The sequence below is a fragment of the Bradyrhizobium sp. JR4.3 genome (genome assembly GCF_040547695.1).
GTDB classification, from domain to species: Bacteria; Pseudomonadota; Alphaproteobacteria; order Rhizobiales; family Xanthobacteraceae; genus Bradyrhizobium; species Bradyrhizobium canariense.
In genome coordinates, this window is sequence record NZ_JBEPQF010000005.1 from 165,741 (window position 1) to 184,454 (window position 18,714).

At 64.7% G+C, this 18,714-nt stretch carries 17 protein-coding genes; 7 read left to right on the forward strand and 10 right to left on the reverse strand.

What is annotated here, in order from left to right:
• The first annotated feature begins 34 nt into the window (after nt 1-34).
• Nucleotides 35-955: a LysR substrate-binding domain-containing protein gene (locus tag ABIB91_RS11225; RefSeq protein WP_354167852.1), complete on the forward strand. Its 921-nt coding sequence runs from the start codon at nt 35-37 to the stop codon at nt 953-955.
• A 228-nt stretch (nt 956-1,183) separates the two neighbouring features.
• Here the strand turns inward: ABIB91_RS11225 and ABIB91_RS11230 are convergent, their stop codons facing one another.
• Nucleotides 1,184-2,458, reverse strand: coding sequence for a cytochrome P450 (locus ABIB91_RS11230; protein ID WP_354167856.1), 1,275 nt, complete (start codon nt 2,456-2,458; stop codon nt 1,184-1,186).
• Nucleotides 2,459-2,638: 180 nt separating this feature from the next.
• Nucleotides 2,639-3,904 carry a cytochrome P450 gene (locus ABIB91_RS11235; RefSeq protein WP_219683050.1) on the reverse strand — a complete coding sequence of 422 codons (1,266 nt, stop codon included), beginning with the start codon at nt 3,902-3,904 and terminating at the stop codon, nt 2,639-2,641.
• Between the two features lie 372 nt (nt 3,905-4,276).
• Between ABIB91_RS11235 and ABIB91_RS11240 the strand changes: the two genes are divergently transcribed.
• From ABIB91_RS11240 to ABIB91_RS11250, 3 genes are all read left to right on the forward strand, one after another.
• Nucleotides 4,277-5,422 (forward strand): DUF898 family protein, encoded by a 1,146-nt coding sequence (locus tag ABIB91_RS11240; protein ID WP_502916969.1) that lies wholly within the window; start codon nt 4,277-4,279, stop codon nt 5,420-5,422.
• 3 nt (nt 5,423-5,425) lie between these two features.
• Nucleotides 5,426-6,535: a M48 family metallopeptidase gene (locus ABIB91_RS11245; protein WP_354167863.1), complete on the forward strand. Its 1,110-nt coding sequence runs from the start codon at nt 5,426-5,428 to the stop codon at nt 6,533-6,535.
• 103 nt (nt 6,536-6,638) lie between these two features.
• Nucleotides 6,639-7,130 (forward strand): DUF305 domain-containing protein, encoded by a 492-nt coding sequence (locus tag ABIB91_RS11250; RefSeq protein ID WP_007596484.1) that lies wholly within the window; start codon nt 6,639-6,641, stop codon nt 7,128-7,130.
• Between the two features lie 16 nt (nt 7,131-7,146).
• Here ABIB91_RS11250 and ABIB91_RS11255 read toward each other — a convergent pair whose 3' ends face one another.
• From ABIB91_RS11255 to ABIB91_RS11270, 4 genes are all read right to left on the reverse strand, one after another.
• Nucleotides 7,147-7,359, reverse strand: coding sequence for a hypothetical protein (locus tag ABIB91_RS11255; protein ID WP_007596483.1), 213 nt, complete (start codon nt 7,357-7,359; stop codon nt 7,147-7,149).
• A 79-nt stretch (nt 7,360-7,438) separates the two neighbouring features.
• On the reverse strand, nt 7,439-8,068 hold the full coding sequence (upp, locus tag ABIB91_RS11260; RefSeq protein ID WP_219683054.1) for a uracil phosphoribosyltransferase: 630 nt from the start codon (nt 8,066-8,068) through the stop codon (nt 7,439-7,441).
• Nucleotides 8,069-8,230: 162 nt separating this feature from the next.
• On the reverse strand, nt 8,231-9,469 hold the full coding sequence (locus tag ABIB91_RS11265; protein ID WP_354167868.1) for a URC4/urg3 family protein: 1,239 nt from the start codon (nt 9,467-9,469) through the stop codon (nt 8,231-8,233).
• A gap of 7 nt (nt 9,470-9,476) precedes the next feature.
• Entirely contained in the window at nt 9,477-10,733 is a 1,257-nt protein-coding gene (locus tag ABIB91_RS11270; protein ID WP_007596478.1) for a GTP cyclohydrolase II, read from the reverse strand.
• A gap of 372 nt (nt 10,734-11,105) precedes the next feature.
• On the opposite strand from ABIB91_RS11270, the gene ABIB91_RS11275 reads away from it, so the two are divergent.
• Nucleotides 11,106-12,233, forward strand: coding sequence for a threonine synthase (locus ABIB91_RS11275; RefSeq protein WP_354167872.1), 1,128 nt, complete (start codon nt 11,106-11,108; stop codon nt 12,231-12,233).
• Nucleotides 12,234-12,406: 173 nt separating this feature from the next.
• Here ABIB91_RS11275 and ABIB91_RS11280 read toward each other — a convergent pair whose 3' ends face one another.
• Both ABIB91_RS11280 and ABIB91_RS11285 read right to left on the reverse strand, forming a co-directional pair.
• Nucleotides 12,407-13,222: a DUF2927 domain-containing protein gene (locus ABIB91_RS11280; RefSeq protein WP_007596475.1), complete on the reverse strand. Its 816-nt coding sequence runs from the start codon at nt 13,220-13,222 to the stop codon at nt 12,407-12,409.
• Nucleotides 13,223-13,291: 69 nt separating this feature from the next.
• Nucleotides 13,292-13,870 carry a L,D-transpeptidase gene (locus tag ABIB91_RS11285; RefSeq protein ID WP_219683059.1) on the reverse strand — a complete coding sequence of 193 codons (579 nt, stop codon included), beginning with the start codon at nt 13,868-13,870 and terminating at the stop codon, nt 13,292-13,294.
• A 264-nt stretch (nt 13,871-14,134) separates the two neighbouring features.
• Here ABIB91_RS11285 and ABIB91_RS11290 point away from each other — a divergent pair, with 264 nt between their 5' ends.
• The gene (locus ABIB91_RS11290; protein WP_354167877.1) at nt 14,135-15,682 is read left to right on the forward strand and encodes an acetolactate synthase large subunit; all 1,548 of its coding nucleotides are present in this window, start codon (nt 14,135-14,137) and stop codon (nt 15,680-15,682) included.
• Nucleotides 15,683-15,862: 180 nt separating this feature from the next.
• Nucleotides 15,863-16,381 carry a hypothetical protein gene (locus tag ABIB91_RS11295; protein WP_354167880.1) on the forward strand — a complete coding sequence of 173 codons (519 nt, stop codon included), beginning with the start codon at nt 15,863-15,865 and terminating at the stop codon, nt 16,379-16,381.
• Nucleotides 16,382-16,426: 45 nt separating this feature from the next.
• On the opposite strand, the gene ABIB91_RS11300 is transcribed toward ABIB91_RS11295, so the two are convergent.
• On the reverse strand, nt 16,427-16,993 hold the full coding sequence (locus tag ABIB91_RS11300) for a hypothetical protein (protein ID WP_354167883.1): 567 nt from the start codon (nt 16,991-16,993) through the stop codon (nt 16,427-16,429).
• Between the two features lie 22 nt (nt 16,994-17,015).
• A complete protein-coding gene (locus ABIB91_RS11305) occupies nt 17,016-18,617 on the reverse strand; it encodes a hypothetical protein (RefSeq protein WP_354167886.1) in 1,602 nt (533 codons plus the stop codon).
• Between the last annotated feature and the right edge of the window lie 97 nt (nt 18,618-18,714).

Sequence of the window (18,714 nt, forward strand, 5' to 3'; positions counted from 1 at the left end):
TAGCGTATGGAGTAGCCTTCCAGGATTGGCAAGCATGGATTTCCGTCAGCTCAGGACCTTCAGTTGCGTGGCGGAGCTCGGCAGCCTCTCCAAGGCGTCCGACACGTTGCGTGTGGCGCAGCCGGCGCTCTCCAGGCAGATCAAGCTCCTGGAACACGAGCTGCGCACCGAATTGTTCACCCGCAACGGCCGCGGCATGGTGCTCACGGATGCCGGCCGCCTGTTGCTGGCGCGCACCTCGGGCATCGTGCGGCAGATCGACCAGATCCGCGACGATATCCAGTCGTCCAAGGGGCCGCCGTCCGGCCAGGTCGTGCTCGGCCTGGTCCCGACCGTGAGCTGCGTGCTGTCGGCGCGCTTCGCGCGGCGCTGCGTCGAAAAATTCCCGGGCATTTCGCTGCGCATCGTCGAGAGCTACAGCGGCCATCTGGTCGAATGGCTGCATCGCGGCGAGATGGATCTCGCCATCCTCTACGGCCGCTCCGCCGATCTGCATCTCAACGTCGAGAGCTTGGGGCGCGACAACATCGTCGCGGTGGGTCCGCGCGGTTGTGGCCTCGCGCGCAAGAAGAGCGTCGATGTCGGCTGGCTGCTGCGGCAACGGCTGGTGCTGCCCAGTCATTCCCACGGTCTCCGTGCGCTGATCGAGCACGCGGCGGCGCAACGCAAGATCAAGCTCAACGTCCAGCTCGAGGCGGATTCATTCCGCGTGCTCACGAGCCTCGTCGAGGAAGGCCTCGGCTTCGCGCTGCTGCCGCCCTCGTCGGTCCACGCCGAGGTCGCGGACGGGCGGCTGGAAACGGCCGTCGTCTCGAAGCCGATGACGCGCGAGCTCATATTTGCCTCTCCGATCGACCGTCCGGTCTCGACGGCCTCGGTTGCCGTCACCGCCCTCCTGCGCGAGGAAGTCGCCGCCTGCCGCAAGGACGGCGTGTGGGACATCAAGTTGAGTTAGATGTGCCGGTGCGGTTTAGGACAGAAGGCCGTGTGCGACCCATCGCATGTTGTGCGAGCTGTCATGCCGGAATTTTATAGCTGGGTGTTCCCGCGTTCACCGCTGGGGCCTCGAGGCGCACAAGTCGCCAAAACCTCGTCATTGCGAGCGCAGCGAAGCAATCCAGGTATCCCTCCGCGGTGATAGTCTGGATTGCTTCGCTGCGCTCGCAATGACGGACAGTGAAGCCTACCCCGGAATCCTCACCGGCAGCGACTCGTATCCCTTGATGAAGCTCGAATAGATCCGCTTGGGCTCGCCGACCACCTCGATGCGGTCGAAACGCTTCAGCATCTCTTCCCAGACGATCTTGAGCTGGAGCTCGGCGAGGCGCATGCCGACGCAGCGGTGGATGCCGAAGCCGAAGGAGAGGTGGGTGCGCGGCCGCGGGCGGTCGATGATGAATTCGTTCGGCCTCTCGAACATCTCCTCGTCGCGGTTGCCGGAGACGTACCACATCACGACGCGGTCGCCCTTCTTGATGTGTCTGCCGCCAACTTCAGTGTCCTGCAGTGCGGTGCGCCGCATATGTGCGAGCGGAGTCTGCCAGCGGATCACTTCGGGCACCATGGAATCGATCAGTTCCGGGTTGGCGCGCAGCCTGTCGTACTGCTCCGGGTTCTCGTTCAATGCCAGCACCGAGCCGGTCATGGTATTGCGCGTGGTGTCGTTGCCGCCGACGATGAGCAGGATGATGTTGCCCATGAGATTGTCGGGATCCATGAACCGCGTGGCGTCGTTGTGCGCCATCAGCGACAGCAAATCGTTGCGCGGCGCGGAGTTGACGCGCTCGTTCCAGAGCTTGGACATGTAGGCGTAGCATTCGTCCATCTCGCGGCGGCGCTCTTCGGCCGAGGCAACAATGCCGCTCTTGGGTAGCGCGGTCGCGACATCTGACCAGCGCGTCAGCTTGCGCCGTTCTTCCCAGGGGAAGTCGAACAGGGTGGCCAGCATCTGCGTCGTCAGCTCGATCGAGACGCGCTCGACGAAATTGAAGGTCTCGTTGCGCGGCAGATTGTCGAGCACGGTCTGCGAGCGCTGGCGGATCAGTTTCGCCAGTTCGTCCAGATGAGTCGGCGTGAACATCGGCGACACCGTCTTGCGCTGCGACGAATGACGCGGCTGGTCCATGGCGATGAAGCTCGGCCAGTCATAACCTTCCGGCACGTCGCGGATGCCGATGCCGCCGAGCGTCGAGTCAGAGGAGAACAGGCCGTGGTTGGTGTCGACATGCATGATGTCGTCGTACTTCACCACCGACCAATACGGCTCGATCGGCGCGTTGGTGCAGTAATGCACCGGCTCTTCCTTGCGCAGCCGCTCGAACCACGGCCACAGGGTGTCATCCTGGAACAGCCTGGGCGCGCCCGGGTGGAACTGCGCCAGCGGCGTCGCATAGGCCTCCTCGCGGGCCCTGCGCATGCGTTCGGCCATGTCCACTTGAACCGGCGCTTGGATGTTCATGGTCGTAGCTCCAGTGTTTCTCTTTCTTCGCCTCTCCCCGCTTGCGGGGAGAGGCCGGAATTCGCGCACCGCGCGGATTCCGGGTGAGGGGGACTCTCCGCGAGTCGGCGGCTACTTTTTTCGCGGATAGAGCCCCCTCACCCCGACCCTCTCCCCGTAGAACGGGGAGAGGGAGTAATCTCACGCCGCGATCTTCACCGGCAAGGTTTCGAGACCCTTCACGAAACTCGAATAGACCCGCTTGGGTTCGCCGACCACCTCGATATGGTCGAATCGCTTGAGGATCTCTTCCCAGATAATCTTGAGCTGGAGTTCGGCAAGCCGCAAGCCGACGCAGCGGTGGATGCCGAAGCCGAACGAGAGATGCGTACGCGGCCGCGCGCGGTCAATGATGAATTCGTAGGGCTTTTCGATCGCGTCGGCGTCGCGGTTGCCCGAGACATACCACATCACGACCTTGTCACCTTTCTTGATCTGCTTGCCCCGGAACTCGAAGTCCGCAAGCGCGGTGCGCCGCATATGAGCCAGCGGCGTCTGCCAGCGGATCACTTCCGGCACGAAGCTGTCGAGCAGCGCGGGGTTTTCGCGCAGCTTGCGATATTGCTCGGGATGCTGGCTCAGCGCGTCGAGCGAGCCGGACATGGTGTTGCGGGTGGTGTCGTTGCCGCCGACGATCAGAAGGATGAGATTGCCGAGGAAGTTTTTCGCGTCCATGTCGCGCGTCGCGGCGCCATGCGCCATCATCGACAACAGGTCGCTCTTCGGCGGCTGCTCGATGCGCTCCTTCCACAGCCGCGCGAAATAGCCGGCGCATTCGGTGAGCTCGGCCTGACGCTCGTCTTCGGTGGCGACGAGGCCGTCGGGTCCGGGAATGGTGGTCGCGATGTCCGACCAGCGCGTCAGCTTGCGGCGGTCCTCCCAGGGGAAGTCGAACAGCACCGCGAGCATCTGCGTGGTGAGCTCGATCGAGACGCGGTCGACCCAGTCGAACACCTCGCCGCGCGGCAGATTGTCCAGGCACTCGGCCGAGCGCTTGCGGATGCTGAGCGCGAGATTGTCCAGATGCGTCGGCGTGAACATCGGCGCCACGGTCTTGCGCTGCGCCGCGTGGCGCGGCGGGTCCATCGAGATGAAGCTCTCGCGACGCAGTTCCGGATCGATGTCGCGGATGGTGATGCCGCCGAGCGAGGAGGCCGAGGAGAATACCGAATGATTGGTCTCGATCTCCATGATGTCGTTGTAGCGCGTCACCGACCAATACGGCCCGAACATCGAGTCCTTGCAATAGTGCACGGGATCTTCGCGGCGCAGGCGATCGAAATAGGGCCAGAACGTATCGGTCCTGAACAGCTCGGGGTCGCCCGGATCGAACTGCTCCAGCGGCAGTGACGTTGCGCGTGCGCGCAACGCGTCGAGCTTCGCCGCGCTTTCGATGGTCCCATGCATGACCGCTCTCCCTGACATAACCGCGCGTTCTCGTTGAATTCTGCGCTGCGGTATTTGATTTGCAATTACAGCCGGTTGTCTGCGCCGGAGCAAGGGCGAGTTTTGCCACATGGGTGTGAAGTAGCCCGGATGGAGCGAAGCGAAATCCGGGATTCGGGCCCCCACTGCCACCGTCCCGGATTGCGCTTCGCTCCATCCGGGCTACCGGACATTCGCGAACGTGATCTCGCGCACGCCCTCGGCCGTGGAAATGCGTCAGAAATCGACCGGAATCGAGCCAAATCGAACCCGCCCATCTTGGGGATCGACTAATCTCTGATCTATAGTTTGAACGAACCAGGTCCGCACCCCGAGGTTGCCGCCGTGAACGATATGCAATGGACGCCCATCGGCTCCGAACCCTTACCCCCGCCGCTGCCGCCCATGGGGGTCGATTTCACCGGCAACCGCACCGAGTTTCGCAAATTGGTTACCAAGGGTGCCCTGCTCGAGCTCGTCACCTTCGGCTTCTACCGGTTCTGGCTCGTCACCGACATCCGTCGTCATCTGTGGGCGAACACCGCGGTCGACGGCGACGCCGCCGAATATACCGGGCGGGCCAAGGAGCTCTTGGTCGGCTTCCTGTTCGCGCTCGCGATCCTGGTGCCGATCTACCTCGCTTACTTCCTTGTCGGCATCGAGTTCGAGCGCTGGCAGGGCTTTGCCTCGACGCCGCTGTTCATCAGCTTCTACGCTTTCGGCCAGTTCGCGATCTTTCGCGCGCGGCGCTATCGCCTGACGCGGACGGTCTGGCGCGGCGTGCGATTCTGGATGGATGGATCGGGCTGGGCCTATTCGTTCCGCGCCATGCTGTGGGGCTTGCTGGTGTTTCTGACGCTTGGGCTCGCATTGCCGTGGCGCGAGGCCTCGCTCGAACGCTACAAGATGCGGCACACCCATTACGGCGATTTGCGCGGCGATTTCGCGGCTGACGGCTGGACGTTCTTCAAGCGCGGCTGGTGGCTGTGGCTGCTGAGCCCGATCGCGATGGTGATCTTTCCGCTCGCGCCGTTCGTCTATGCCGAGTTCAAGGCGCGCGAGTGGCGCTGGTGGCTCGACGGTATCCGCATCGGCGATGTCAGCGTGTCCTCGCAACTTCCGCGCAACGCATTTTACGGCCTGTACTGGAAGGTGATCGGCTGGTGGATGCTGCTCTCGGTCATCTTCGCCGCTTATGTCGGCGGAGCCACCATGCTCGTCGTCAAGCTGAGCGGTCTTTCGGTCGAGCAGGCGTTGGGGCCCGGCAATGCGGCCAAGAGCATCCCGACACTGGTGATGATGGTCGTCGGCTACCTCGCGCTCGCCCTGGCCCTCAACATCGTCATGCGGGTCTATCTCCAGCGCGATCTCTGGGCCAAGGTGCTGGAAACGGTCGATGTGCACAACATCGCCGCCGCCGCGGACGTGCGCGGCAGCGCCGAGCTTGCCAGTGCGCTCGGCGAAGGCTTTGCCGATGGACTCGATGTCGCGGGATTCTGAGCTGTGAGTGACGTATTCGCCGAAGCCCCGGCGCAGTCCGCAAAGCCGACGATCTTCTTCGACGGCGTGTCGAGCCGCAGGCGGCAGGTGACGCTGACGCTCAGTGACGCGCTCGAGATCCTCGAAGAGGGTGCGACGCCCGTTCGCTGGGGCTATGCCGACATCCGCCGCGCCGACAGCCCGCCCGGCATTTTGCGGCTCGCCTGCGGTTCCGCGCCGCCGCTGGCGCGGCTGGAAATCCGCGACGCTCTGCTCGCCTCAGACGTGACCGCGCGCTGCATGCGGCTCGACGACCACCAGACTTCGCGCCGCGGCGTCGCAAAGATCGTCGGCTGGTCGATGGCTGCCGCCGTCTCCATCGTCTGCGTCGTGCTGTTCGGCGTGCCGCTCGCCGCCGACCGCCTCGCGCCGCTGGTGCCGAAACCGATCGAGCGGCGCATTGGCGATGCGTCGGAGGTTCAGGTGAAGACCATCTTCGGCCGCAATGCGTGCGAGGATGCGGCGGGGAAGGCGGCCTTCGTCAAACTGGTCAACCGGCTACGCGATGCCGCCGGCCTCGACGACGATTCCATGACCGCGGGCGTGCTGCCGACCCCGGTGCCGAACGCGTTCGCGCTGCCGGGCGGCAAGGTGTTCGTGCTGAAGGGCCTACTCGACAAGGCTGAAAGCCCGGACGAACTCGCCGGCATACTCGCCCACGAACTCGGTCATCTCAAGCATTACGACAACATGCGCGGCCTGATCTACAACGGCGGCACCTCGTTTCTGATCGGCCTGTTGTTCGGCGACGTCACCGGCTCGAGCGCCGTGATCTTCGCCTCGCGCAGCGTGGTCGAGGCCTCCTATTCACGCGAGGCCGAGACCGCTGCGGATACGTTTGCCATCGACATCATGCACAAGCTCGGCCGTTCGCCGAAGCCCGCAGCCGAATTGATGTTCCGTATCACCGGCAAGGAAGGCGGCGGCCTCACGTCGATCCTGGCGAGCCATCCGCTGACCGAGGACCGGCTCGCGCGCATGACGAAGGAGGATCGCCCCGCCAGCGGGCTGCCGCTGCTGACGGATGCGGAGTGGCGGTCACTGAAGGGGATCTGCGGCAACGGCAAGATCTGAATCTCTTGCCGCCGACGCGTCGGCCCCGCGCCAGATCATGAATCGGCGAGGAACGATCCCTCGGGGAGTGGTTATCCCCCGATAGACAGCGGGAATGTTCCTCATGGCTTACGGTCGTTTCGTCACGATGATCGCGGCTTCCACCGTGATCATGTTCGGTCTGATGTATCTCAACACCTTCGCTCTGGATCACGTCTGGTACAGCCAGACCCGGACGTGGATGGCGTTGCTGATGGGCGCCGTCATGGCCGCCGTGATGCTCGCTTTCATGTGGGGCATGTACAGGAACCGCACGGCGAACGTCGCCATTCTGGCCGCCAGCGCCGTCGTGTTTGCGGTTTCGCTCTGGCTCGTTCGAAGCCAGCAGACCGTGACCGACGTCGCCTATATGGAGGCGATGATCCCGCATCATTCCATCGCGGTTCTCACCAGCGAGCGCGCGCACATCAGGGATCCCCGCGTCCGCAAGCTGGCCGACGACATCATCGAAGCCCAAGTGCGGGAGATCGGCGAGATGGAACGGTTGATCGCCGACCTCAAGGAGAAGCCCGCGCCCGCGGATGCGAAGGATCTGCCGCCGCGGCCGCCGACCTGACGGAGCGGCCCTCGTATCACTTTGCCGGGGCGGCCGGATTGGTTGAGCCCGTGGTGACGCTCGGCGCGTTGTTCGGGCTGGTGGTCGTGGTCTGGGGACCGACATCGCGTCCATTGTAGAAGAAGACGGCCGCGACGACGGCGATCACGAAGATCGCGCCGATCGCCCAGCCCACCGGGCTGTTGAGGCGTGCTCTGTCTACTCTGCGGTCGTCATCCTGATAGGTCATCGTGCTCTCCATCCTAGAGCAGGAAAAACCTTGCGCGGGCGAAGCTGTTCCTACCGTGACGCGGTTTGCAGGCCGGCGCCTATCTCGTCCCGTAGGCGCGGTCGCCGGCGTCGCCGAGGCCCGGCAGGATAAAGCCGTTCTCGTCGAGACCTTCGTCGACCGCAGCCGTCCAGATCGGGACGTCCGGATGCAGTCCGCGCAGCCGTTCGAGACCTTCGGGGGCGGCGATCAGGCAGGCGAGGCGAATGTCCTTGGCGCCGCGCTCCTTCAGCCGGTCGATTGCGGCCACAGCCGTATTGGCGGTCGCAACCACCGGCGTTACCACGATCGCCAGGCGTTCGCCGAGATCGGACGGCGATTTGAAGAAGTACTCGACCGCCGCAAAACTGTGCGGCTCACGATAGAGGCCGATATGCGCAACGCGCGCGGTCGGCACCAAATCCATCATGCCGTCGACGAAGGTCGTGCCGGCCCGCAGCATCGGCACGAAGACCAGCTTCTTGCCGGCAATCTTGGCCGAATGCATCGTCGCCAGCGGCGTGTCGATAACGGTATCGGCGAGCGGCAGGTCACGCGTCACCTCGTAGCACAGGAGCATGCCGATCTCCTTGATCAGCTCCCGAAACGATTTGGTCGAGATCGATTTGTCCCGCACCAGGGTCAGCTTGTGCTGCACCAACGGATGATCGACGATCGTGACGCCTTGCATGACGGGATGCCTTTCTTCCTTCTCCCCTTGTGGGAGAAGGTGGCGCGAAGCGCCGGATGAGGGGTACTTTCCGCGAACTCCTGTGAGAGATATGCCCGCGGAGACAACCCCTCACCCGGCTTCGCTTTCGCGAAGCCACCTTCTCCCACAAGGGGAGAGGGTTTAGAAAACCGTGCCGTCGCTGATCACCTTGAGCGGCGGCGAACCATCGGGGCGGCGCGCGAAGGCGATGGCGCGGCCCGCGGCCCAGGTGCCGCCTTCCAGAATGCTGGCGAGCGGCAATGTCTCAGGGGTGCGGCCGAGTTTTGCGCGGACCAGATCGGCAAGCCGGTCGAGCAGCGCCACGGTCAGCGCGCGCCACTCGACGACGAGCAGCGAATCCACCGCATGCGCATGTTCGGCATCGGCGGCGTCGCGCAGGCGCAGCACCTCGTGATCGACGAACAGCCCGCCATTGCGATACTCGGCAAGCCCGGTCAGGCCGTCGATGTCGGTGACGTCAATTCCGGCGCGCTGGAGCGGCTCGATCAGCGAATAGCTCAGCCATTGCGACAGCTTGTGCAAGGGCACGAGACCCGAGGTGGCATCGCTGGCCTTGATCGCCGGATGGCGCCAACAATCGCCGAGCGGAATTCCGGCAAGCTCCAGCCGCGACGGCCAGATCGGTCCGAGCTGGTTCAGCACCGCCGAGAGAATCGCGGGTGCGGGAACCGCGCCGCCCTTCGCCTGTGCCGCGATGTGATCGAACAGCCCGCCCGGCCGCGGCGTGTCGTGCGAGCCGAATACCTCCGCGCGCTCCGCCACCAGCTTGCCCAGACGCCGCAGCAGGTCGGTCCGCCCCTCGAGCCCGAGCAGCGGATTGGCATCGCTCACCTGAAAGGCGGATGTAAGCGCGGCAAGCGGCAGTTGCGCGAGCACGTCGGCATCGGTCTTGAACGGTGCGCGGGCATCGCGGGAAAAAAGGCCGCTCGCGAACATGTCGAGACTTGCAATCGCAAGTCCCTCCGACCGGCCGATCTCTTGTCGCGTCACAGCGTCGCGGTATCGCCACGCCGCGCCCGCGCCGGCATCGAGCAGCACGCTGACGATGGCAAGGTCGAACTCCGCGCGCGCCCGCGCCGCGCGATCGGGCCACGACGCCGCGTCTGCAAGCCGCGCCCAACGGTCGACGCCGCCAAGCACAAAATGGCGCCACCGCGCATGGAACGGAATCTCCAGCGTCGGATAGGCCTTTCGCGTCACCGCGAGCACGGCATCAGCAACGCCGTCCATGCGATCGAGATCAACAGTGAAATGGGTGAGTCCGCCGGCAAGGCCGATGTCAAGTATCTCCCCGGCACGCGCGCGAACCGCTGCTGCGCTGAGCAGCGAACGGGCCTGCAATTCCAAAGCGTCTGCCATCAATCGATCAGTATTTTTCCAGCGAACGCCCGACAACGCCGTCGACGTCCTTCTCCGGCGCGATGTCGGTGGAGTAATAGCCGGCGGCCTTCTTCGCGGCGATCTCGACATAGGCGTCGGCGGGAATGAGCTCGGGCGGGATCGGCACGCGCTCGACGATGTCGATGCCCTGCGATGTCAGCGCGTCGTGCTTCATGTCGCTCATCGAGAGGAAGCGGTCGATGCGCTTCAGGCCCAGCCAGTGGATCGTATCGGGCATCAATTGCTGGAAGCGCGCGTCCTGGACGCCGGCGACGCATTCGGTGCGCTCGAAATAGGCGGCGGCCGCATCGCCGTCCTCCTGGCGCTTGCGCGCATTGTAGACCAGGAATTTCGTGACCTCGCCGAGCGCGCGGCCTTCCTTGCGGTTGTAGATCACGAGCCCGAGCCCGCCCTCCTGTGCGCCGCGCGCGGATTCCTCGATGCCGTGGATGAGATAGGGACGGCAGGTGCAGATGTCGGAGCCGAACACGTCGGAGCCGTTGCACTCGTCATGGACGCGGCAGGTGATCTTGGTGCGATGGTCCGGCAGTTTTGTCACATCGCCGAACATGTACACTGTGGTGCCCCCGATCGGCGGCAAGAACACCTTCATGTCCGGCCGGGTCACCAGCTCGGGGAACATGCCGGCGGTCTGCTCGAACAGCGTGCGGCGCAGCTCGGTCTCGTTGGTCGCGAAGCGCTCGGCAAGGCCAGGCAGATACCAGACCGGGTCAATCGCGATCTTCACCACCGACACACTGCCATTGGCATGCACGACGTCGCCGTCGGCGCGCAGGCGCTTGGCGGCGAGCGCCTCGCGGATCTCCGGCAGGTCCAGCCGCGCCCGCGTCACCGCGATGCTCGGCCTGATGTCGATGCCCTCAGCAATGTCCTTGCCGAAATTCTCGGCGACGAGATGCCCCCAGGGATCGAGCGCGACGATTTTTGCGGGATCGCGCCATTGCTCGAACGGCCCGATGGTCGCGGCCGGAAAGGTGTTGGTGAGATCGGGCCTACGAATCGGATCGAGCGCGCCCGCGGACACCGCGAGCGCGCGGTACATCGCATAGGAGCCGCCATGGCTGCCGATCACGTTGCGATCGGCGGCGCGCGATACCGTGCCGATGATCGGCCCGCGGATACGCGCGTCGGCTGCGCCCCAGTGGATCGGGAAGGCGGCTGTCCTGCCCGGCTCCGGATGGGAGGTGAGGCGGATGTGGTCGGTACGGTTCGCGCGGCTCATGACCAAACTCCCAAAAAGCCAACGGCCCGCCGCTCGGACGGGCCTGGCTCTGCGGCGTTGCCGATGCGGTCACCGGCGACGCAATCCAACATATTGTAGCGGCCAGCCACGACAGACAAGTTAATCGTGCTGCGCAGGGCAGGCGGCTTGCGGCCAAATCCCCATCATCACCGAGCCAGCAGGGGCTGCGTGAGAGCCACGCTACCGCACGGGCCGACCCCGGTGAGATCGCTGTAAGCCGATGAAGTAATTATCTTTTTCGTGCTTTCAAGGGGGCGTGCACGGATGGTGCGGCGGGCGTCGAGTTTCCGGACAAAACGTGTCATCAAACCAAACCTACAGATCGCCTTTGCCTCTGCCTTGGAGACCGCCATGCCCGCCGCCGCCTACATCGACCCTCGCAACGGAAAGCTCTATCCGCTGGACCAGCCGCGCTGGTGTTCGGACGAGCGCACGCCGCTGCTGGTGACGCCGGGGACGGGGATCTCGCGCGAGGACATTGACAGCCGGGCGCGCTCACTCTGGCGCTACCGGGCGGCGCTCCCGGTCGAGATCAAAACTCCGATCACGCTCGGCGAAGGCTGCACACCACTGGTGCAGCAGGCCTGGGGCGAACTGCGCCCGTTCTTCAAGCTCGAATGGTTCAACCCGACCGGCAGCTTCAAGGACCGCGGCTCCGCCGTGATGCTGTCCTTTCTTCGGCAGATTGGCGTCGACGCCATTCTGGAGGACTCGTCCGGCAATGGCGGCTCGTCGATGGCGGGGTTAGGTGCCGCCGGCGGCATGCGCGTGAAGATTCTCGCGCCTGCATCGACGTCACCGGCCAAGATCGCGCAGGTCCGCGCCTATGGCGCGGCGGTGCAGCTCGTCGAGGGCCCGCGCGAGGAATCGGAGGCCGAGGCCATCCAGCAGTCGAGCCAAACCTTCTATGCCAGCCACAATTGGCAGCCGTTCTTTCTCGAAGGCACCAAGTCGCTCGCCTACGAGATCTGGGAAGATCTCGGCTTTCGCGCCCCCGACAACGTCATCGTTCCCGTCGGCGCCGGCAGCAGCCTTTTGGGTTGCGCCTTTGGTTTCCGCGAGCTTTTGAAAGCCGGTCAGATCACCAGGCTGCCGCGCCTGTTTGCGGCGCAGCCGCTCAATTGCTCGCCGATTGATGCAAGCTTCAAGGCCGGCGTCGACACCCCTGTCGCGCGTGAGGTCAGCAAGACCATCGCCGAAGGTACCGCGATCAAGCATCCCCTGCGCCTGCGCGAGATCATCGCCGCGTTGCGCGAGAGCGGCGGCGGCACCGTAGCGCTCACCGAGGACGAGATCGTCGCCGCGCTGCGGCGTCTTGCGCGGCAGGGCCTGTTCGCCGAGCCGACCAGCGCAAGTGCCGCCGCCGCGCTGGACAAACTATCCGTCGCCGGTGCCATCAAGGCGAACGAGACCACGGTCGCGGTCCTCACCGGCACCGGCCTCAAGGCCGCGACCATCGTTGCCGATCTTGTGCAATAAGGCGGTCTCTTCCGTTCTCCCCTTGCGGGAGAAGGTGGCGCGAAGCGCCGGATGAGGGGTTGCTTCAGCGGATTCGAAAGCCAAAGGCTCGCGCGTGGAGAGAGACCCCTCACCCGTCTCGCCGCTTCGCGTCGAGCCACCCTCTCCCGCAAGGGGAGAGGGAAAGCGTCGCCTCATTCCTTCAGATCGTTGACACGCCTCACCCACACGCGCACATCGGCGAGCACGTCGGGCAGCGCCGCCTTGACCTCCTGTACGGTCATGCCGGCCTTGATGCGGGGATCGTAGAGCAGGTTCAGGATGTACTGGTCGTAGACGTCGAAATAGCCCATCGAGACGTTGTCGTTGAACATGGTCCAGGGCACGCTCGCGGTGTCGTTGATCGGGCCGAGCGATTGCAGCAGCTCCTCATAGGCGCAGTCGAGGAAGGTGAAATCGCCGTTGTCCACGGTGAGGATGACGTCGGAATGCTCGATCTCGAAATTGTCGTTCTTGCGGAAGCCTGACAGGCATTGCGGATCGAGCGAGGTGCGGATCTCGCGGGCCTTCTCCGCACCGTAGAAGCTCGAGATGGTGCGGAACAGATCGCGGTCGCGCACGAGCTTCACCCGCACATTCGCCGCCTCGCTGCTGTCGATCATGGCGATGTCGAGATGCTGCACGTGCTTGCCGATGTCGGCCACGACTTTTGCGAGCTGCGCCTTGCGGTCGGCGCGGTCGCTCTCGGCGAACACGCGCACCGGCCCGTCAAACTTGCGGATGCGGTCGACACGGCCGGCAAGGTGATATTCGGCGCCGAACGCCGTCTTCAGAAAGCCATCGACGATCTCGCCGTCGGTAAAGCTCTTCTTCTCGGCGCGCTGACGCGAGACGATCGCGGGCAATTCCCCCGCGACGGCGATGGTAGCGGTGTCAGGGGCAAACGCGACGGTGGCGAGCGCCAGCAGGGCGATGCGAAAGCCGGACGAAGGCGGGGCTAATGCGCTCATTGCCAAGCGACGCTGCCGTATTCGCGTCGCGCGCACAAGACCGCATATCCACGCGCCCGTCGGTTCCTGCTAGTTGTTCAGCACGACCACGGTGGTGCCGACTCCGACGCGGCCGTAGAGGTCGGTGACGTCGTCGTTGGTCATGCGGAAGCAGCCCGAGGACACCGCCTGGCCGATCGTCTCCGGCTCGTTGGAGCCGTGGATGCGGTAGAGCGTCGAGCCCAGATACATCGCGCGCGCACCGAGCGGATTCTCGACGCCGCCCTTCATGTGACGCGGCAGGTCCGGCCGGCGGGCCAGCATCTGCGACGGCGGCGTCCAGTCCGGCCATTCCTTCTTGGCGGTGATCCTGTGCACGCCGCCCCAGCGGAAGCCGTCGCGGCCGACACCGATGCCGTAGCGCAGGGCCTGGCCGTTCTGGAGCACCAGATAGAGCCGGCGCTCCGAGGTGTTCACCACGATCGTGCCGGGGGCGTAATTGCCGTTGTACATGACGGTGGTGCGGGGGACCGGGCTCGAGCCGCCGCGGAAGAAATTCGGGCCGCCGCCCATGATGTCGCGCGAGTCGAACTCCTCGGCGAAGGCGCCGCCGGCGGTAGCCGTCAGCAGTGCGATGGCGGCAATCGGCGCGGCAAAATACCGGATCATTGTTCCCCCAGCAAAAAATCGATTCAACTGAAGTTACAGGCCATATTTGCGGGCTTTCCGCAAGCCACGGCCCCGTGAGGGAGGCATCCTTAATGAAGGAAGTTACCAAATCGGCAACCGCGCCAGTTGGAAGAAAACGTTAGTCAAACCGGCGCATCGCTGCGCGGGGCAGGGCGGCGATGCCGGCTATTGCTTTGACGAGACGAGCGAACAATGATTGATCGGACGGATTGTTGGAACATTGCCGGTTGCGGGAGCTGACGGATGAACGGTGCGGAAAGTCTGGTGCGGACGATGGTCAAGGGCGGGGTCGACGTCTGCTTCTCCAACCCCGGCACCTCCGAGATGCATTTTGTCGCAGCGCTCGACCGCGTGCCCGGCATGCGTTGCGTGCTCGGCCTGTTCGAAGGCGTGGTGACCGGCGCCGCCGACGGCTATTTCCGCATGAAGGGCACGCCGGCCTCGACGCTGCTGCATCTCGGTCCCGGCCTCGCCAACGGCCTTGCCAATCTGCACAACGCCAAGAAGGCGAATTCCGGCATCGTCAACATCGTCGGCCAGCATGCCGTCTACCACATCGGCTACAACGCGCCGCTGACCTCCGACATCGAGGGCCTGGCCCGGCCGATGTCGTCCTGGGTCCGCACCTCGCCGGACTCCAAATCGGTCGCCGCCGACGGCGCCGCGGCGATCGCCGCCGCCAAGAGCGCGCCGCCGCAGATCGCGACCCTGATCTTGCCCGCCGACACCGCCTGGAACGAAGCGGACGGCATCGCCGAGGTTCCGGCCGAGCAGCAGCGCGCGAGCTATTCGCCGCAGGCGGTCGAGCAGGCCGCAAAAATCCTGCACGGCGACGGCGAGGGCACGCTGCTGCTGATGACCGGCAGTGCGCTGAGCGAGCAGGGCCTGGCGCTGGCCGAGCGCATCGCCGCCAGGACCGGCTGCACCGTGATGGGCCCGACCTTCCGTCCGAGAATGGCGCGCGGCCGCGGCCGCTTCTCGATCGATCGCATCCACTACGTGATCGACAACGCGCTGCAGATGCTGGCGAGGTTCCGTCACATCGTGCTGGTCGAGTCCGACGATCCCGTGGCGTTCTTCGCCTATCCGAACAAGCCGAGCATCCTCAAGCCCGAGGGCTGCGACGTGCATCGCATGACCTCCTGGGGTGAGAATTCGGTCGCAGCGCTGGAAGCGCTCGCCGGCGCGGTGAAGGCCAGCGCGAAGGACGTCAAGCCGCAGGCTTCGGCCGAACTGCTCAAGCCGACCGGCGCACTGACCCACGCCTCGATCGCCCAGTCGATCGCCTATGCGATTCCCGAGAACGCAATCCTGGTCGACGAATCCCTCACCACCGGCCGCGCCTTCTTCCCGCCGACGGCGGCGGCTGCTCCGCACGACTGGCTCCAGAACATGGGCGGCTCGATCGGCTTCTCGACGCCGCTCTCGATCGGTGCCGCGATCGCCTGCCCGGACCGCAAGGTGATCTGCATGGTCGGCGACGGCAGCGCGATGTACACGATCCAGTCGCTGTGGACGCAGGCGCGCGAAAACCTCAACATCGTCACCATCGTGTTCGCCAACCGCATCTACCAGATCCTGCGCGGCGAGTTCGACAATGTCGGCGCCGGCGAGCCCGGCCAGCGCGCCAACGACATGCTTCGCCTCGACCGGCCGACGCTGGATTTCGTGGCGCTGGCCAGGGGCATGGGCGTGCCCGGCCGCGCCGTCACCAACGCGGACGAGTTCAACAAGGCGCTGGCCGAAGCCGTCGCCGAGCCCGGGCCGCGGCTAATCGAAGTCCAGATGTAGGTCTGGTCGATCGCGCCGCGAATTCCGGCCTCATCCTGAGGAGCCCGCGTACGCGGGCGTCTCGAAGGATGGTGACAGGCGGGATACGGGCCTTCATGGTTCGAGACGCGCGTTCCGCGCTCCTCACCATGAGGGTCCGGTGACGGCGCATCGGAATGCGCGTGATGAGCCGGGGGCAAGATGCAGACCGAGCTGAACAAGGTGATAGCGGCGCTCCGGGACTTCTACGCCCACGAAGCATTCCTGTTCGAGAAGGACATAGGGGAGCGTGCCATCACGCACCGCTTCGCCGTGCATCTGGAGAAGCAATTCTCCGGCTGGTCGGTCGACTGCAACTACGACCGGCTCGGCGAGCGTACGCTGCATCTGCCGCACGGCACCATCGTCTCGACCGACGATCATCTGGGCAAGTCGATCTACCCTGACGTCGTGGTGCATCAGCGCGAGATCCCGAACAACCTACTCACCGTGGAGATCCGCAAGGCGAGCAATCACACCGCGCTCGACCACGACCAGCACAAGCTGATGGCGCTGACCGATGCGCATGTCTGGTTCGCCTATTGGATCGGCGTGCTGCTGGTGCTGGACAAGCACCATGTGACGATCTCGGAGGTCTATGTCGGCGGCGTCCTCGATCAGCCGCTGTCGCGCTGGTTCGCGACGCGGCTGGAGGAGATCGGCCTGCGGGCTGCGCGGTAACCAGCGCGCCGAGATTGTCGCCTTCAATTCAGCTATTGCTTTGAGTCATAACCCAAGCGCGATCTCGGCCCATTTCAGCATGCGGTCGCTATTAAGGAATGACAGCACCGCCGGCTCCAGTGACGCGGTCGCGCCCGGTGCGAGCAAGGCCGTCGCGGCGACCATGTCGCAGCGTTGATTGAAGGCGAGTGAGAGCGCGGCCTTGGGGTTCCCCTCGACGCGATAGGCCCTGCTGCGGCCGCGCATCGGACCGACGACGATCTCTCGGCCGGCAGCCGTCGGCGTTGCCTTCCCAATCAGCGCCAGGTCGCCCATCTGTTCGAGGTCGCCGTCGTCGGCAACGCCGGTGGCGCAATTGCAAAAGCCGAGCTTGGGGCGAACGTAGAGCAGGACCTCGCCGCCGCAATCTTCGGCCTTGCAGCGAAACGCCTTTCCTTTCCCCCAGGGATCCGCGCCGAAAGGCCAGTCGATTTCCGTCCACACCGGGCGGACCTCGCCGGAGGCCGCTGTTGCGCGTGCCGGTTCGCCGGATCGCGATATCCAGAGCGCTGCGGCTGCGCAGAGCAGCGCAGTGGCTGCGCTGATTGCAACGAATTTGCTTGTCAGGCGCATGGAAGCTGCCGCGGCACCTTTGCTAATTCTGAGCCATCAACTTTCGTGCGGCCGCGAGGTCCTCCCGCGATGAGTCGCCATTTCTCGCCGTTTCGACGACTTTGGCGTAGTACTGGCGGGCCTTCACAGCATCCCCCGCTTTCTCGGCCGCGTGAGCGGCGCCGATGGTCGCGCCAAATCGGTTCGGCTCCTTGCGCATGGTGCTTTCGAACGCGACCAATGCCTCCGTCGCCATGCCGCGTTCGAGCAGCATGGTCCCGTAAAGCTCGCGTGCGGGAGCAAGCGGACCCGGCGTCACGATGGATTTTTCGGTCTTGTCTTCGGCATCGGCGGCAAGGCGCATCGCTTCCAGCGCATCCGCCTGTTTTCCCTGAGCGTTGAGCTGCCAGGCTGTGGCGACCTGCCGCTGAATGTCCACGATTTCGGTCCAATAGGCGTCCTTGTCCTGCTGCAGCTTGTCCCGCAACTCCGCCAGCTTGGCGATGTCCGCCGCTGCAGCGTCTGCATTGCCGGAGCGCGCGGCGCCAAGGGCGCGAGCGAAATAGGTGATCGCATCGACATAGGCAAACCGGCTCGGCTCGACTTTCAGCGCGGCAGCGCCCTGCCAATCACCGCGTTCGACCATATAGCGCGCCTGGCTGGCCGCTATCGCGTAGGGTCCGGCGCGGACAGCCGGCGCATAGCCCGTGGTCGCAATCATATCCGCGATGACCTCGCTGGCTCGGCTGTCCTGCGCAAGCTGGAGCAGGGCGTAGACCATATAGTCGTCGGCATGCAGCTGCTCGCTCGGGTCCTTGCCCTCCTTAGCAGCCTTGGCGGAACGGCTATTGGCGTCGATGGATTCGTTCCAGTAGCCGACGCGCGTGAAAATGTGCGACGGCATATGCAAGGCGTGCGGTGCCGCCGGCGCGATCTCGGAATAACGCTTGGCAGCGTCGAGTCCTTGCTCTGCGATCGCCGGATAGTCATAGAGATGGATCAGGTAATGTGCGACGCCGGGATGCCGCGGCTGGCGCTTGAAGATCGGCTCCAGGATAGCAGCGCCCTTGAGCTGGTTGGCATAGGTCTTGTCGTTTGGCGACGCCGTGACGTTCAGCGTGATGGCGTAGGCGATCTGTGCCTCGTCATCATCGGGATAGCGCGCGGCGACGGCTTCGGTTGCCTTGAGATAGGACTGCGCGCGCTGGCCAAACGTCGTCTTTTCGTCGCCCGAATAGAAGGCCCGCAGCGCGTCGATATAGTCACGTTCGCGTTCGCTCTTGGCGCCGAGTGCCTTGGCCTTCTGCAGCGCGACAAGGCCTGCGGTAAGGTTTTCCTTTGGCGCGGGAAAATGCGGATTGTACAGCAGGCTCAGGGCAATGCCCCAATAGGCGATCGCGCATTCCGGATCGGCCTGCAGAGTCTCCTCGAAGATCTCTTTTGCGGGCCGGTACCAGAACGAGTGCTGATAACGCATCCCGCGATCGAAGCGGCGCTGCGCCACCTCGTTGCAGGAGGTCTGGAAGTGCACCTTGCCAAATTGCTCATCGGTCCCGTCCTCCGCGCGTGCGGCAGGCGTGCCGGAAATCGAGCCTAGGGCAGCGAGGGCGAGAAGTGAGACGGTTCTCAAGGCAAGCGCGCGCATCGGCCCCTCCGTTTTCTGTTCAGAATAAATCTGGTCAGATGGCGCCGATAAAACCGAGGGCGCCGAAGTTCGTATTGCTGAGATTGGCAATGGCAAT